A 13,835-nucleotide genomic window follows, 5' to 3' on the forward strand; every position below is an offset into this window, starting at 1 on the left:
GCGATCTACATCGAAACATCGACTAATTGTCCTTGATCCTGCTCTGGGCCCCAAAGGGGGGCACCACGTAGCTTTGCTGGATAGGCTTCGTGCGGCTGGAGCAGTTGGCGATATTTCGATACCTGTGGATTGTTATGGAAGTAAGAATTTGTCGGTAAACCAGGACATACGGTCTGGAGCTGATAATGTCCAGACCATTCCCTTTTTTAGTACAGAATTCTATCGCTATTACGCCGAAACACCAGGCTTGGCTGCTGCCAATCACTATATAGCCACACTGGCGAAAGAGTATTTGTTGGCATTGGAGCACGTAATCAAAGATCACTTGCCTGCTAGTGAGGCTGTCGGCAAAGGGCATCACGAACGAATAAAGACCAAGCAATTACTGATTTTTTATCCCGCCATGCAGTGGGTACACCTGATGGCGTTAAATTTGGCTATGCAGCAAGTCAGTAATACGGGGCCAAATCTGAAAGTCGAGCATCGCCTGTGTCTAATGTACAACCCTGGTAGAGACTATAGCGGTGAAGTTATCAATGCTACCGAGTGGCTAAGCTACAAGCTGGCGTGTAAATCCTTAGCTGAATTTGCAAACGTCAAGATGTTTGCCTCGGATCAGGAACTAGCTGACCACTACGGCCATTTGCTTGAACTTGATAAACCGATGCGGCTGCACCCACAGTACCTAGTTCAGCTCGGGCAGCCGCGGGAGTTGCAGAAAGTTGATAAGCAGGGGCAATCAATAGGACTCTATTTTGGCGACGCCAAGGTTGAAAAAGGCTTTACACAGTTGCCAGATCTTATTGAGCGCTTGATTCCGGCAATTGGTGAGAATGACAAGATAGTGATCCAGTACGTCTCCCAAGGTAATTGCCGGAGCGTGCTGGCTGCAGAAGAGCAGATTCAGGATATTGCTGAAAGAGAACCTCGCCTTAGAGTGACTCCCAGCTATTTATCCTCGGAGCAAATGCAGACGATCTTGTCATCTCTAGATCTATTTGTATTTACATATGATGCGATGCACTACAGGAACAAGTCTTCGGGTTTTCTGTGGATGCTCGCAGACAAGGCCTGCAAGCTGATATTCCTGGGTGAATCCTGGCTTGTTCGGGAAGCTAAACGTTTAGGGATGAACGCATATTTGTGTGGAGTTCGCGATCTGCCTGATTTTCTTCACTGCTTGCTGGCCGAAGCAAATCAGGAAAATATCGAAAGATCAGAGGCTATTCCGCTGACAGTCGACGCACCTGTCCGAGACTACCGGAAGCGGCTGAATTCCTCATTTTTTGACTGGCTTTTATCCGATGCGCGAGATTACTCGCTAATGGGGCAATAGTAAGAGAGTGCCTATGAAAGCTTTATCTAGCGTGAATTCTGATCGGAGAACAAAATGCTGAGTGATTTTCTGAGTGGCCTCAAGCAATCGGGGGCGGCGGTTAATAACGTTGTCTATCTGGGAGCTGGTGCCTGCCCAGATTTCCCAAAAATCAAGGAGCTCCAACCGGCAAATATCGTACTAGTTGAAGCCAATAGGCGGATAGCTGGAAAGTTAAAGAGTGCGTGCGAAGATGATAACAACGTTGTTGTACTCGAAAAATTGGTGGTCGCTGAAGGCGAGAAGGAGTCGCGTTTACTGGTTACGAATCTGCCTTCGTTTAGCTCAGTTTTAGAGCCGGAAGCTCTCTCTGAATATTATCCAAATATACGAATTGTCCATAGAGACATTGTGTCTTCGATAACTTTGCCGGAAATCTGTGAAGAATATGCCATCGGCATGGAAGTAGAATCTCATATGCTGGAAACAGCTTCGCGGGCGATGAACGTCCTGATAGTTGACTTGCCTGGCTATGAAGTAAAACTGATATCTTCTTGTTCGCCCAAGCTTCTTACTAATTTTGACCGCATTCTGTGCCGAGTCTCTAAAGAGGTTCTTTATGCTGAGTCGCAGTCATTAACCGAGCTCAATGCGACCTTCCATCGAGCACATTTTGTTACTGAGGTGGAGGATGGCCCTGATTACCCATTTGCGTCGTTAACGGCATCTCAAGATAACTTATCAAGACTTTACTCGAAACTAGAAGAAGCAAAGGCTAAGAACTCGGAGCAAAAGCAGCAATTGAACAACTTGCGTACAGAACTTAAAGAAGTAAAGAGTAGCAACTCGGAACAAAAGCAGCAACTGAAAAACTTGCGTGTAGAACTTCAGGAAGCAAAGGAGAGAAATGAAAAGCTCAAGCAGAATTTGACGAGCGTGCGTGGCGAGTTGCAGGAGTCGCGGAATTCTGAGCAGGCCTTAGTAAAAGAAAAAGAGCAGGTGCAGAGGGAATATGCGACTTTGCATGCGGAAATGACTGCATTGAGGGAAAAGCATGTTGAGCTTGAATCCCTGGTGGAAAACTCTACGCGTGAATTTCAAGCGTCATTGCAATCTAAGAAGGACGAGTTGGACGAACTCAGTGAATTAAAGAAACATTTGGAAGCTGACTGTGAGCGGCTGAAAAAAGATAATCAAGAATTAAAATATCGCCGTGACCTCATAGATCAGGAAGTGTTTAAAGTCGAGAGTCAACTTGAGCTTATTAAAGATATAGTTCTTCGGGATAAGGCATTTTGATATGACTGTTGAACATGATTGCGATAATTTTTCAGAAGCAGAGGTTGATGGACAGGACCCGCCCAAGGATATTGGGACGTTATTAATGGGCCTTATGGAAGAAGCCAATGGTGAGTTGTTGGCTGAAATGAAGGCAAGCTGGTATTTCGGTCAATGGGATAAGTTGGCCAGTATCTCCCTCAATGAATGTCCACATGACTCCGATTTAGCAATAATCGCTGCGTTAAAAGCGGCCGGACATCAGCAGCTTAATGAAATTGACGAGTGCAAAAAGTATGTGCGTTTGGCGCGTAGGTTGGGATGTGATGAAAGACTTGTCGCACGTCTTTTAATTGCAGGTGTCCACAATTCTTTAGGAAAGATTTCTGCCTTGAAGGGGGAGGATACTGCTTCGCTTGACCATTTTGATGCTGCAGTCAATGTCGGAGGAGTGTCGAGCCGCCGGAGTTTGGCGCGTCAGTCACGAGCGGTAACAGAAATGGCAAAAATTGGCTTGTTGCCGCAAGCCTCAAAATTGTTAAAAACCGAACTGGAAGTCATTAGGGGCGATGATTTCAGGGGTGGCTATTTTTCCGAAAAATTGAAGGTTCTTGAGACAGAGGTCGATCTGATCAACCATCAGTTGTCGTTAGCATACAAAAAGTCACAGCTATATCGAAGAAATGGTGATGAAGCCTTGGAATCTACTGGCCCTGAGGTTGGTCGTAGTAGTGGACAATTGGAAGAATTGTCCCCTTCACAGCTGGGACAAGATTTGTGGGTTTTGGAAAAAACAAATTTTAAGCGAAACGGATTCTTTGTTGAGTTTGGGGCAACGGATGGAGTACTTCTCAGTAATACTTACTTACTTGAAAAAGAGTTTGGCTGGAATGGGATATGTGCTGAGCCGAACCCTCAATTTTTTGCGGAATTAAAGAAGAATCGTGACTGCACTGTGGCTGATGCCTGTATTTATTCAAAAACAGGTGAGGAAGTAGAGTTTGTTCTTGCAAAGGAATATGGTGGTGTCGCTGATGAAGCCAGGTCGGGAGCTCATGGGCAAAAAGTTGCTGCTTATGACTCCATTGGCGAAAAGATTAAATTAAAGACAATTTCGCTTCACGATTTTTTGGTTGCGAATGGCGCGCCCAAAAATATCGATTACTTGAGCGTGGATACGGAAGGCACGGAATACAGTATTCTCAAGGACTTTCCGTTCGATTATTGGTCGATAGGTTGTTTGACCGTTGAGCATAATTTTGAGCCCCAGAGAGAGCTTTTATTTGAACTTCTTACTAATGTAGGTTATGTGAGAGAAGAGCGTAAATGGGACGATTTCTATTTTATGCCCGATTTTTTTGAAGTATGAAAAGTATGACGAAAAGATAAATATTTTTTAGTTGTTCTTTTAGGATTTTATGCAAACTTTAATAAAAATAACCGGATCAATTTTGAATCAAGGACGTCGAATAAATGCTACTGTCTGATAATTTTCCAGTACTTTCGGTGGAAGGCGAACTTTTACTCGAAAACTTGTTTGATACTTTCGAGAAAGTCGTGAAAAGCTAAGTTTAAATCATTGCAATAGTTTTTGGACATGTTTGAATCGTTTCTACTGGCGGGCCCCTGGTAGCGTTAGTGGAAACTTTTCAGGTAAAAATTCTCGCATGTGTGATAGGCGTAAATGTATCATAGTCGCTTATCTAGAAGTTTTGTAGGTATTGGTTCACATTAATGGGTAAAGAAATCATCAAAAATATTTTTCATGATCGCCATTTAGGTGAAAGGGCAGTGATCGTATGTAATGGTCCGTCTTTGAATGATATGGACCTAAGCTTCCTTAAAAATGAAATTGTTTTTGGGTTAAACAAAATATATCTGGGGTTTCACAGATTCGGTTTTTATCCTAAATATTATGTTGCGGTTAATGAAAAAGTTTTGAGGCAGTCGGCGCGGGAGATAGATAGGCTTACTTGTGTAAAATTTCTGAGTGACCGCTGTGGGCAAATGTTTCGCAATAACGCGCTGACCCACATATTGCGAACCGGAAACCCTTACGCAAGATTTTGCAAAGATATTACCAAGGGACTTGAAGAGGGTTGGACCGTAACTTATGCGGCCTTACAGGTTGCTTTTTTTATGGGGTTTAAGGAGGTCTATATCATTGGCATGGATCACAGGTTTGAGTATTCCGGGGCGCCCAATCAAGCCAGTTATATGAAGGGTGAAGATAAAAATCACTTTAGTTCTGAGTATTTTTCTCAATGTGAATGGGATAATCCGGATCTGAGAAATTCAGAAAAGTCTTATCAGATAGCCAACGAAACATTTCAATCAGTAGGTCGTAATATCTTCGATTGCACTGTGGGTGGGGCGTGCGACATATTCGAGAAAAGAGATTATAAAAAAATTTTTGGGTTGTCAGCAGGGTAGGCATCATGAATGTAAAGATCTTTTCTGAGCATGAATGCCAACTTGGAGAATCTCCTGTTTATCACCCGGGAAGGAATTCGATCTTTTGGTTAGATATCTTGAACCAGGAAATGTTCGCGAAGGCAGTCGACAGTAGCGCACATGCTTACGATGAAAGATGGAGGTTGCCAGAAATGGCATCAGCACTCGCGTTGGATGCGAGCAACAATGATCTGATATGGATGGTGACCGATAAATCTTTTGGCTATTTCGATCTCGGCTGTTCTGAATACACAGCAGTAGCCACTCTCGATCTTGTCAAGGGGATGAGAGCAAATGATGGTGGTGTTGGGTTAGATGGACAATTTTGGTTCGGCACAATGGAGTTCGAACCGTCCGGTAAACATGGTTCACTTTTTTCTGTGAGTCAGCAGGGTGCGCTTAACAAGTATGAATTCGATATCGGTATTCCAAATACTTTTTGCTGGGATGCAGGAGAGCGAAAATTCATTGTGAGTGATTCGTTTGTACAGAAGACATTTTCATTTTCAGCTCTCGCTGATGATGAAATTAATAACGAGTTCTCGCTAGAAGAAAATGCTACTTTACTCGATACCTCGAAAAAGATGGGAGTTACTCCTGATGGAGGCTGCCTGGACACCGAAGGAAATCTCTGGCTTGCCCTCTGGGGAGGGGCTGCTGTAGCTTGCATTAATAACGATGGCGTATGTAAAAAGAATATATCGATTCCAGTACCGCAACCCACTAGTTGCTGTTTTGGTGGGGGGAGTAACAACCTCCTGTTCATATCTTCAGCATACGATGGAATGACGGACGAGCAACGATCTAAATATCCAGAATCTGGAAAAATTTTCGTCGTCGAAACACCATTTCGAGGCGCAGATGTCGCTAGGTACCAGTTTTTAGGGGGAGGCTAAATTATCATGTTAGCAAGTGTCATAATAAGAACTTACAACGAAGAAAGATACCTGGAAGACCTTGTCAGGGCAGTGGGATCTCAAAAGTGCGAACTCGTTGACCTTGAAATCGTGATTGTGGATTCTGGATCCACCGATCGAACGCTTGAGATCGCCAAAAAAAATGATTGTCGAATAACACATATTCGAAAAGAGGACTTCACATTTGGACGCTCGCTAAACGTAGGGTGTGAGTTCGCGCGTGGTGACATTCTTGTATTCGTGAGTGGACATTGTATTCCAGTCGGTGATGGATGGTTGGATGAACTATGTAAGCCGATCATTGATGAGACGGTTAGTTACAGCTATGGTCGCCAACAGGGCTGGGGTACAACCAAGTATTCTGAGTACCAGCACTTTGCGAAGTGGTTTCCGGAATACAATAAGCTGCCCCAGGACGGTTTCTTTTGTAACAATGCGAACGCCGCAGTAAGTCGGTCTGCTTGGGAAAAACAGAAGTTTGACGAGGAACTCACCGGTCTTGAGGATATGCACCTCGCGAGGTTTCTGACCGAGGATGGTGACAAAATCGGCTATGTTGCCAGTGCGTCCGTTTACCATATTCATGATGAATCTTGGCAACAGGTAAGAACTCGATATGAGCGTGAAGCCTATGCTTTACAAAAAATCATGCCGGAGGTTCATTTTTCGCTTAAAGATTTTACGCGTTTTTTCGTTTCCGGAGTTCTTTCGGATTTCTCTGCGGCGGTGAGTGATCGCATGTTTTTCTCCAAGTGTTGGGAGATTGTCCTGTTTCGATTTAATCACTTCTGGGGAACTTACAAAGGTAATCGAGAGTTTCGAAAGATTTCTCAAAAGAGAAAGTTTCATTATTTTTACCCTAAAGACGTAGAAAGAGAAGTTTACAATGCAGAAGAAAAAAGTGATCGCGCTCTTGCCTATGAAGGCTAATAGCGAACGGGTGAAAGGAAAGAATTTCAAACGTTTGGGCGATAAGCCGTTATTCAGATGGATCCTCGATTCATTGCTGGCTGTTGAGGCTATTGATCAGGTTGTGATCAATACGGATGCACGCGACATACTTGCGGAGAATGGGTTAGTAGAGTCTGACCGTGTTCGGATTCGCGATCGCCGCAAGGAATTATGTGGTGACCTTGTGAGCATGAACCTGATTCTCGAAGATGATTTAGAGGCGATAGAGTCCGATCTGTATTTGATGACTCATACGACCAATCCTCTGATTTCAGCCGAAACCATCGAGCGCGCAATTTCGACCTTTATGGCTGATCATTCTTCAGACTCACTGTTCTCTGTAAATAGAACTCAGACCAGGTTCTATCGCGAGGATGGGTCACCAGTGAATCATGATCCTGACAATTTGGTCAGGACTCAGGATCTAGAACCCTGGTTGGAAGAAAATTCATGCTTGTATTTATTTACGCGGCAGTCTTTCGCCACTACGCGCGCTCGAATCGGCTCGAACCCACAGATGTTCGAAACCCCACGGCTGGAATCCCTGGATATCGATGAGCCTTATGACTGGGAGCTTGTATCCGCGGTTGTAAATAGCAATAAAGAAGGTTGATATGAAAAAAGTACTTGTCACATGCCCCCCGATGCTGGGAATGCTCGAGGAGTTTATTGAACCGGCAAGAGAGCTGGGAATGGATCTGGTACCAGCGAAGACGACGCAGGTGCTAAGTGAGGAAGAATTGGTCCTGCAAGTACCCAATTTCGATGGATGGATAATTGGCGATGATCCCGCTACGGCAAAGGTCTTTCAAGCCTCTACCAGTGGGTCATTGAAAGCCGCCGTTAAATGGGGTATTGGCGTAGACAATGTTGATTTCGCGGCATGTCGCGACCTTGGTCTACCAATTTCTAACACACCGAATATGTTTGGTGGCGAGGTTGCCGATCTCGCGATTGCGTATATTTTGGGGTTGGCTAGACAGTCCTATCTGATTGACAGAGAAATCCGCGCTGGTGGATGGCCGAAGCCTCCGGGAATGAGCATGGCTGGCAAACATGTCGGGGTTGTCGGATTTGGCGATATCGGTGAAACCGTGGTAAAGCGGCTGATGGGATTCGACGTTCGAGTGACGGTTTATGATCCTGGTGTTGACGGAGATAAAGGATTTTCTTACGTGGAGCGCAAGAGTTTCCCCGAAGGTGTTGAAGAACTTGATTTCTTGGTCTTTACATGTGCTTTGAACAGACATAATCATCATATGCTCAATGAAAATGTCCTGGATAAGATGCAGCCTGGCGTCAAGATCGTTAATGTTGCACGAGGCCCACTTATTGATGAAGTCGCTTTAGTGGAAGCGCTGGAGAGCGGCCAGGTTAGTGCCGCAGCACTTGATGTCTTTGAGATGGAGCCGCTACCACAGGATTCAAAACTTCGCTCGATGAGTGAGTGCATTTTCGGTTCGCATAATGGATCGAATACCAAAGAGGGTGTTCGCAGAGCCTCCTTTAAGGCGCTGGAGATTCTGGGTGGGTATTTGGCCAATGCCTGAAGGTAATAAGGCACGCTGTGCGCTGATAACCGGCGCAAATGGCGGTGTTGGCCAGGCTTTAGTCGCGCGCTTCTTATCTGAAGGATATAGCGTAATAGCAACTGATATACAGAAAGAATATATTGGTGAGAATGGCGACGTCTGCTATGTCCGTGCGGATCTGAATCGATATGTGCAGGAATCGCTTTATGCGGATCAGGTTAACTTTAGAATTGAAGAAGCGCTGGTAGGTCGAGAGCTTTATGTTCTGATCAATAATGCGGCCGTTCAATTGTTAGGTTCGACTGAGTCGCTCTCCCGCGACGATTGGGCTAGGACACTGAACGTCAATCTAATGGCTTGTTTCTTTCTTGCCCAGTCGTTGATTAAGGATCTGGAAAAGACCGCAGGCTCTATTGTAAATATCAGTAGTATTCATGCCTCATTATCTAAGAAAGGTTTCCTTGCCTATGCGACTAGTAAAGCTGCATTGAGTGCTCTGACCAAAAATTTGGCACTGGATCTGGGATCGAGAGTACGCATCAACGCGATTGAGCCCGCAGCGATCGACACGGAGATGCTGAGGGAGGGGTTTCGAGAGTCTCCAGAAGCGCTTGCTGAGCTGAAGTCATTTCATCCAGTGGGGAGGATTGGATCCCCACATGAAGTGGCCGACTTGGCTGTCTACCTTTGTTCTGATGGAGCGGGTTTCATTAATGGTGCGACAGTGAGCCTCAGTGGTGGCATTCACGGACGCTTATTTGATCCGGTCTAAGGCCGAAAATTTGTAGATTTGAATTTGGGGGATTTGTGATTTCAGGGGCGAAGAAACTTAAGGCACTTATTGACTCGGAGAATTACAAGGGCGCGATAGAGCTTTGTAAGCACATGTTGTCAAAAGATCCGGGGGCGAGCTATTACGAGTTTTGGCTCAATCACTTGGAATCAAGGATTGGGAGCAGCAGCAGGCGATTTGATACATCGACTGGAAATCGGTTGCAGTTCTCCTTAAAGCACAGGATTAAAGAGTGCTTTAAGGAATTCGACTATATAATATCGGCTGAACAAGCGTTATCGGAAGATGAAGCTGGTCTCCGGAATGAAAAAGACCGGCTTGTTAAAAGTTTTCCATTTAACGGCGATATTTACCTGCCGACCAATAAGATTTCACTCTCCAACCAAGTTAGTGGCCTAAGAAAGGTTGCCGATTTGGTCGGAGAAAAAAACCGGGAGGTGAGCCGTAACCGTTTCGATTCACTAAAGCAGCTCATTCAGCGGACCGGTAAGAAAAGAATATTTGTACTTGGCAATGGGCCTAGTCTCAAGAAAACCGATCTTGACCTGCTGAAAGACGAGATAACCATTGGATTTAATGGAATCTTCCTGCACGAGACGTTTACTCCGACCATTCATATAGTTGAAGATCATTTGGTGGCAGAGGATCGGGCGGAGGAGATTACCGGCTTCGATTGTCCCGTGAAGATATTCCCATCGTATCTTGGCTATTGTCTACCCGTTCAAGAGAATACAATCTTCTTGAACCACCTGCCCAGGAAGAGTTTTCCGGTAGATACAGATTTTTCGGCGAATGCCGGTGAGATTTCTTATACCGGGGGTACAGTTACCTACACGGGTCTTCAGGTGGCTGCGTCCCTTGGATTTGAGGAAATCTATCTTCTAGGCGTGGATGCCAGTTATAAGGTTGAGAATGTTGACCGCACAACTGACTATGGAACAGGTGTTCTTTGCTCGAAAGGCGATGATGTAAATCACTTTGACACTCGCTATTTTGGTGCGGGTTATCGTTGGCATGATCCAAATGTACATACTATGTTGCAGGCGTACAGAAAGGCACGTATGTATGCAGAGCGAAATAATATTCGTATCTGTAATGCAACAATTGGAGGCGAGTTGGAAGTATTCCCCCGTGCGGATTTTTACCAATTATTCCCAGTAGGTCAGGCCTATCCTAAAACCGCAATTATAGACTTCACCCATGTTAATTGGTTGTGTGCAACAGGCATCGTCAAGAAGAATTTATTTGAGGGCTGGCCGGGCCACTCTTCATTTAATATACATAGCAGAAATCCTAATTGTTTATCAGCTTTCCATAAGACAGATTATGACTGTTATGCGCAAGGGTCTGATAATGAGGGTATTTTGGCTGCACTTCGCAGCTTGATTGAATATTCTCCTAAAGTTATGTACATGCGACCGACTCATGATCGGCCCGCTCTCACAATATTCCAACTCTTGATCCCTTATCTTCTTAATGTACCATTTACAGTGCATTACATGGATGATTGGGTCGAAAAACTCAAGTTAACGAAAGATGTGGAAACGTCAGAGCTGTATCGAGGTGTAATGCAGTTCTTTTTCAATAAAGCGAGTCGTGTATTCACAATTTCACAGAAAATGTCTGATTTTCTTGCAACGAAATACGCTGTGCCGGTAGAGAAACTGCAGGTTGTTCATAACTATACTTCTGAAGGTTTTAGACATTATTCTGTTATTCCCGCAGACAAAAAAACAGTAAGATATTTTGGTGGCTTAGAAGAAGATATGAGCCTAGATTCAGTGCTTCTACTCGCGAAAAGCATTGAGAAAATGAATAACGATCTTGGTTCTAAAGTTCACTTTGAGATATTCACTGGTTCAGGTCACCTTGAGAAATTCGGGCCGCTATTTGACGGTTTTAAGTATACAATTTTGACTCCTCAGGTTGATAATTATGATGTTTACTTATCGCTTCTGAGTAGCTCGGATGTTAACGCCCTTTGTTATAACTTTGATGGTGCTTCCGAGGTTTATTTGCGTTATTCAATGGCAAATAAACTACCTGAAATTATTGGTGCCAATAAACCTTTTATCGCGATCGGAAGTTCTGAGATTGGAACCATTACTTTCCTGAAAGAGCAGGAGTTCCCTTCTGTTGTTTCGGAAAAAGATGAAAATTCAATTGTAAACTGCTTGACAAGTTTATTGTTTGAGGGCGGCGGGAGTGAAGAAGCCTATTTGGCTGCTCTCGATGAAGTCAAAGATGAATTTTCGGCGGAAAGAAATCTTTATAAATTTCAAGGCGCATTGCGATCTGTATCTGAGAGCAGTTTGGCGCCTCTTTCTAAAGACGAAATGGATAGTGTCCTTGAAATGAGCTCTAAGTTGTTTTCAGAGCTTGGTCCCCATAAGGAAAAATATGTAGATTTATTGCTGCTGACGTTCCTATTTTCCCGGAACGAACTCGACCTGTCGAATTTAGTCAATAGAATTGCTACCCATGGTGTCGCATGGCAATTTAAAGAAACCGAGAAAGATGTTAAATCTGCGTTAAAAGCTATCGACGGCGATGCGGAGATGATCTCTGAGGAAATAGTTAATGTTCTAGCGTATTTTGTGGTTTCGTTAGGTAATCGTAGGTTTTCTGATGTGACGGAAGCGGCTAGAGTGATTTTAAAGAATAATGGTTTGATGTGGTCTTAGATACTGCAATGTTAAGAATATTTATCTTTTCGATGAGATAGAAAGGAATACCATGAAAAACCCTGTGTTAATTTATCAAATGGGAAAGGTCGGCTCTGCGGCAATTCGGGATTCGCTTAATGCAATCGGATACCCGAATTACCAGGTGCATTATCTTAGGAAGCCGGCGATAGAAAAATTAGAAGCGTCCATTCGTGAGAGGGGAGAAAAAACTCCGCCGCATATTGCGCGATCTAAAGAGGTTATTGATCTCGGGATATTAGAAAAAGGGGTGAAAGTGATTACATTAATGCGTGATCCTGTGGCCAGAAATGTGAGCGCTTTTTTTCAAAACATTAACTCTTATTTCCCTAATGACGACTATAGAGACGTTTCATCGGGCGCTTTGATAGATAAGTTTATTTCTTCCTACTCCCACAATGTTAGTACTGGCTGGTTTAGCTCTGAATTTAAACACGTTATGGGGCTTGATGTGACTGAGTTGGAAGAATTGCGCACTTCGCCTTATTATGCCCTTCGTCATGATGGGAGAGATATTTTGTTGATGAAAGTTGAGTCAAGTGACTCTGACAAAAAGGAATGCCTACGCGCCTTTCTGGAATTGGATGATGAATTTGAGCTTCTCAGAACAAATATAGGTAATGAGAAGTCATATAAAGACCAATACAGGCAATTTTTAAAGAAAATAGTTCTTCCCAAAGAATATTTAGATGCAATGTATGGCTCAGCTGTTGTGCGAGCATTTTATCAAGAAGAAGAAATTGAAAGCATGAGGTCGAAATGGACCCGGTAGTTTTCGCGGGGTTTTCATTTTTTGTTAAAAATATAGTGTCATACTGAACGGTTGTTGTTATGAAAGCTCTAGTATTGGGAACTAGTAATGGAATAATCAAAGATGGTTATATAGGTGGATTAAAGTCGTCAGGGAAATTTGAAAAAGTTGTTAACGTTTCACTGGGGGCTTCACCAAATATTTTCTTCTTCTACAGGCTTTTTGATGTCGATCTATCCAGTTTTGATGTTGTTTTCTTAGAAAGTTGCGTTAATGACGCGGCGGCAATCCGTGCTGGTGCGTACGAGTTGCAGCGAGTAAGAGATGTTTATGAAGCGGTAATTGGTTATATTTCAAATTATTGTTTTCCAGTAGGAATATTGTTGCCCGGAAGAACTGACGATATTCACCGTAGTCGAGTAGTAGAATCGCAAAGAAATATATTTGAAAGTAGTGGTATTTCATACTTTGATGGTGAAGTTGAATTAGCTCAATACGCCAAGAAGAAATCTATCGAGTTTGGAGAGCTCTATCGAGATGCTGCGCATGTGAAATCCGAAGTTATTAATGGTCTTTTTTCTCAATGGTTGAACAGGTATGATAATTTTCACTTGCCAAGTGTCCATGCTACTTCTAGTCGATATGTTTTTAAGTCGTTTTCGGAATGTGCGATTGTTCGTAATGGTTCCGAAAAAGTCAATTTTCCTCCTGAGAATGTTATAAAAACTGCGCTAGTTAATGATGTTAGTTGTTCAGTATTTTCGGAGTCTGAGGTCTTAATTGAAGTCCCAATTGGAATGAAGGCGCTTGCAGGGATTGTTATCAACTCCTCTTTAACTTCAGCGTTTATATTGTCTCCAGGGGATTCTGTCCGGAAGGACTTTAGATTTAAGTACGATCCGCAAGATTCTAAAGTGTTGGTCGTGCCGGTTTATTTGACCGGCCGAAGAAGTGAGAACGTTGTTCAGATTTTAGTAAGCAATAAAGAAGGTTCCGAAGGGAGGCTGGAAAGTACTTATTTTGTGGATAAAGAAAGCATAGCTGTTGGTGAAGTTGGTTTCGTTGGGTGTATTTTTTCTGATTAGGGTTGATTTCTCATTATTACGTTTTTTTAGTTTTTTTGATAAGATTTTGGGTGT

12 protein-coding genes are annotated in these 13,835 nt (G+C 43.5%); all 12 read left to right on the top strand.

Going from position 1 to position 13,835, the window contains the following annotated elements; genetic code table 11:
• Positions 1-148 precede the first annotated feature (148 nt).
• The 12 genes from ABDK11_RS08410 to ABDK11_RS08465 all read left to right on the top strand — a co-directional run bounded on the left by ABDK11_RS08410 (position 149) and on the right by ABDK11_RS08465 (position 13,781).
• The gene (locus ABDK11_RS08410; RefSeq protein WP_346839844.1) at positions 149-1,336 is read left to right on the top strand and encodes a hypothetical protein; all 1,188 of its coding nucleotides are present in this window, start codon (positions 149-151) and stop codon (positions 1,334-1,336) included.
• A gap of 54 nt (positions 1,337-1,390) precedes the next feature.
• On the top strand, positions 1,391-2,614 hold the full coding sequence (locus ABDK11_RS08415) for a hypothetical protein (RefSeq protein WP_346839845.1): 1,224 nt from the start codon (positions 1,391-1,393) through the stop codon (positions 2,612-2,614).
• Between the two features lies 1 nt (position 2,615).
• On the top strand, positions 2,616-3,962 hold the full coding sequence (locus ABDK11_RS08420; protein ID WP_346839846.1) for an FkbM family methyltransferase: 1,347 nt from the start codon (positions 2,616-2,618) through the stop codon (positions 3,960-3,962).
• Between the two features lie 365 nt (positions 3,963-4,327).
• The gene (locus tag ABDK11_RS08425; RefSeq protein WP_346839847.1) at positions 4,328-5,026 is read left to right on the top strand and encodes a 6-hydroxymethylpterin diphosphokinase MptE-like protein; all 699 of its coding nucleotides are present in this window, start codon (positions 4,328-4,330) and stop codon (positions 5,024-5,026) included.
• A 5-nt stretch (positions 5,027-5,031) separates the two neighbouring features.
• On the top strand, positions 5,032-5,943 hold the full coding sequence (locus ABDK11_RS08430; protein ID WP_346839848.1) for an SMP-30/gluconolactonase/LRE family protein: 912 nt from the start codon (positions 5,032-5,034) through the stop codon (positions 5,941-5,943).
• Between the two features lie 6 nt (positions 5,944-5,949).
• On the top strand, positions 5,950-6,894 hold the full coding sequence (locus ABDK11_RS08435) for a glycosyltransferase family 2 protein (RefSeq protein ID WP_346839849.1): 945 nt from the start codon (positions 5,950-5,952) through the stop codon (positions 6,892-6,894).
• A complete protein-coding gene (locus ABDK11_RS08440; RefSeq protein ID WP_346839850.1) occupies positions 6,851-7,528 on the top strand; it encodes an acylneuraminate cytidylyltransferase family protein in 678 nt (225 codons plus the stop codon). Before ABDK11_RS08435 ends, ABDK11_RS08440 begins: the two co-directional genes overlap by 44 nt.
• A 1-nt stretch (position 7,529) precedes the next feature.
• The gene (locus ABDK11_RS08445) at positions 7,530-8,465 is read left to right on the top strand and encodes a phosphoglycerate dehydrogenase (protein WP_346839851.1); all 936 of its coding nucleotides are present in this window, start codon (positions 7,530-7,532) and stop codon (positions 8,463-8,465) included.
• The gene (locus ABDK11_RS08450) at positions 8,458-9,219 is read left to right on the top strand and encodes an SDR family oxidoreductase (RefSeq protein WP_346839852.1); all 762 of its coding nucleotides are present in this window, start codon (positions 8,458-8,460) and stop codon (positions 9,217-9,219) included. Before ABDK11_RS08445 ends, ABDK11_RS08450 begins: the two co-directional genes overlap by 8 nt.
• Positions 9,220-9,332: 113 nt before the next feature.
• Positions 9,333-11,924 carry a 6-hydroxymethylpterin diphosphokinase MptE-like protein gene (locus ABDK11_RS08455; RefSeq protein WP_346839853.1) on the top strand — a complete coding sequence of 864 codons (2,592 nt, stop codon included), beginning with the start codon at positions 9,333-9,335 and terminating at the stop codon, positions 11,922-11,924.
• A gap of 52 nt (positions 11,925-11,976) precedes the next feature.
• The gene (locus ABDK11_RS08460; RefSeq protein WP_346839854.1) at positions 11,977-12,717 is read left to right on the top strand and encodes a putative capsular polysaccharide synthesis family protein; all 741 of its coding nucleotides are present in this window, start codon (positions 11,977-11,979) and stop codon (positions 12,715-12,717) included.
• A gap of 59 nt (positions 12,718-12,776) precedes the next feature.
• Positions 12,777-13,781 (top strand): hypothetical protein, encoded by a 1,005-nt coding sequence (locus ABDK11_RS08465; protein ID WP_346839855.1) that lies wholly within the window; start codon positions 12,777-12,779, stop codon positions 13,779-13,781.
• The last annotated feature ends 54 nt before the right edge of the window (positions 13,782-13,835 follow it).

This window comes from Microbulbifer sp. SAOS-129_SWC (genome assembly GCF_039696035.1).
Lineage (GTDB): Bacteria > Pseudomonadota > Gammaproteobacteria > Pseudomonadales > Cellvibrionaceae > Microbulbifer.

Coding starts and splice junctions, on each gene's coding strand:
- ABDK11_RS08455 (WP_346839853.1), top strand. CDS start 9,333: ATGTTGTCAAAAGATCCGGGGGCGAGCTATTACGAGTTTTGGCTCAAT.
- ABDK11_RS08435 (WP_346839849.1), top strand. CDS start 5,950: ATGTTAGCAAGTGTCATAATAAGAACTTACAACGAAGAAAGATACCTG.
- ABDK11_RS08465 (WP_346839855.1), top strand. CDS start 12,777: ATGAAAGCTCTAGTATTGGGAACTAGTAATGGAATAATCAAAGATGGT.
- ABDK11_RS08430 (WP_346839848.1), top strand. CDS start 5,032: ATGAATGTAAAGATCTTTTCTGAGCATGAATGCCAACTTGGAGAATCT.
- ABDK11_RS08440 (WP_346839850.1), top strand. CDS start 6,851: ATGCAGAAGAAAAAAGTGATCGCGCTCTTGCCTATGAAGGCTAATAGC.
- ABDK11_RS08445 (WP_346839851.1), top strand. CDS start 7,530: ATGAAAAAAGTACTTGTCACATGCCCCCCGATGCTGGGAATGCTCGAG.
- ABDK11_RS08425 (WP_346839847.1), top strand. CDS start 4,328: ATGGGTAAAGAAATCATCAAAAATATTTTTCATGATCGCCATTTAGGT.
- ABDK11_RS08460 (WP_346839854.1), top strand. CDS start 11,977: ATGAAAAACCCTGTGTTAATTTATCAAATGGGAAAGGTCGGCTCTGCG.
- ABDK11_RS08415 (WP_346839845.1), top strand. CDS start 1,391: ATGCTGAGTGATTTTCTGAGTGGCCTCAAGCAATCGGGGGCGGCGGTT.
- ABDK11_RS08450 (WP_346839852.1), top strand. CDS start 8,458: ATGCCTGAAGGTAATAAGGCACGCTGTGCGCTGATAACCGGCGCAAAT.
- ABDK11_RS08420 (WP_346839846.1), top strand. CDS start 2,616: ATGACTGTTGAACATGATTGCGATAATTTTTCAGAAGCAGAGGTTGAT.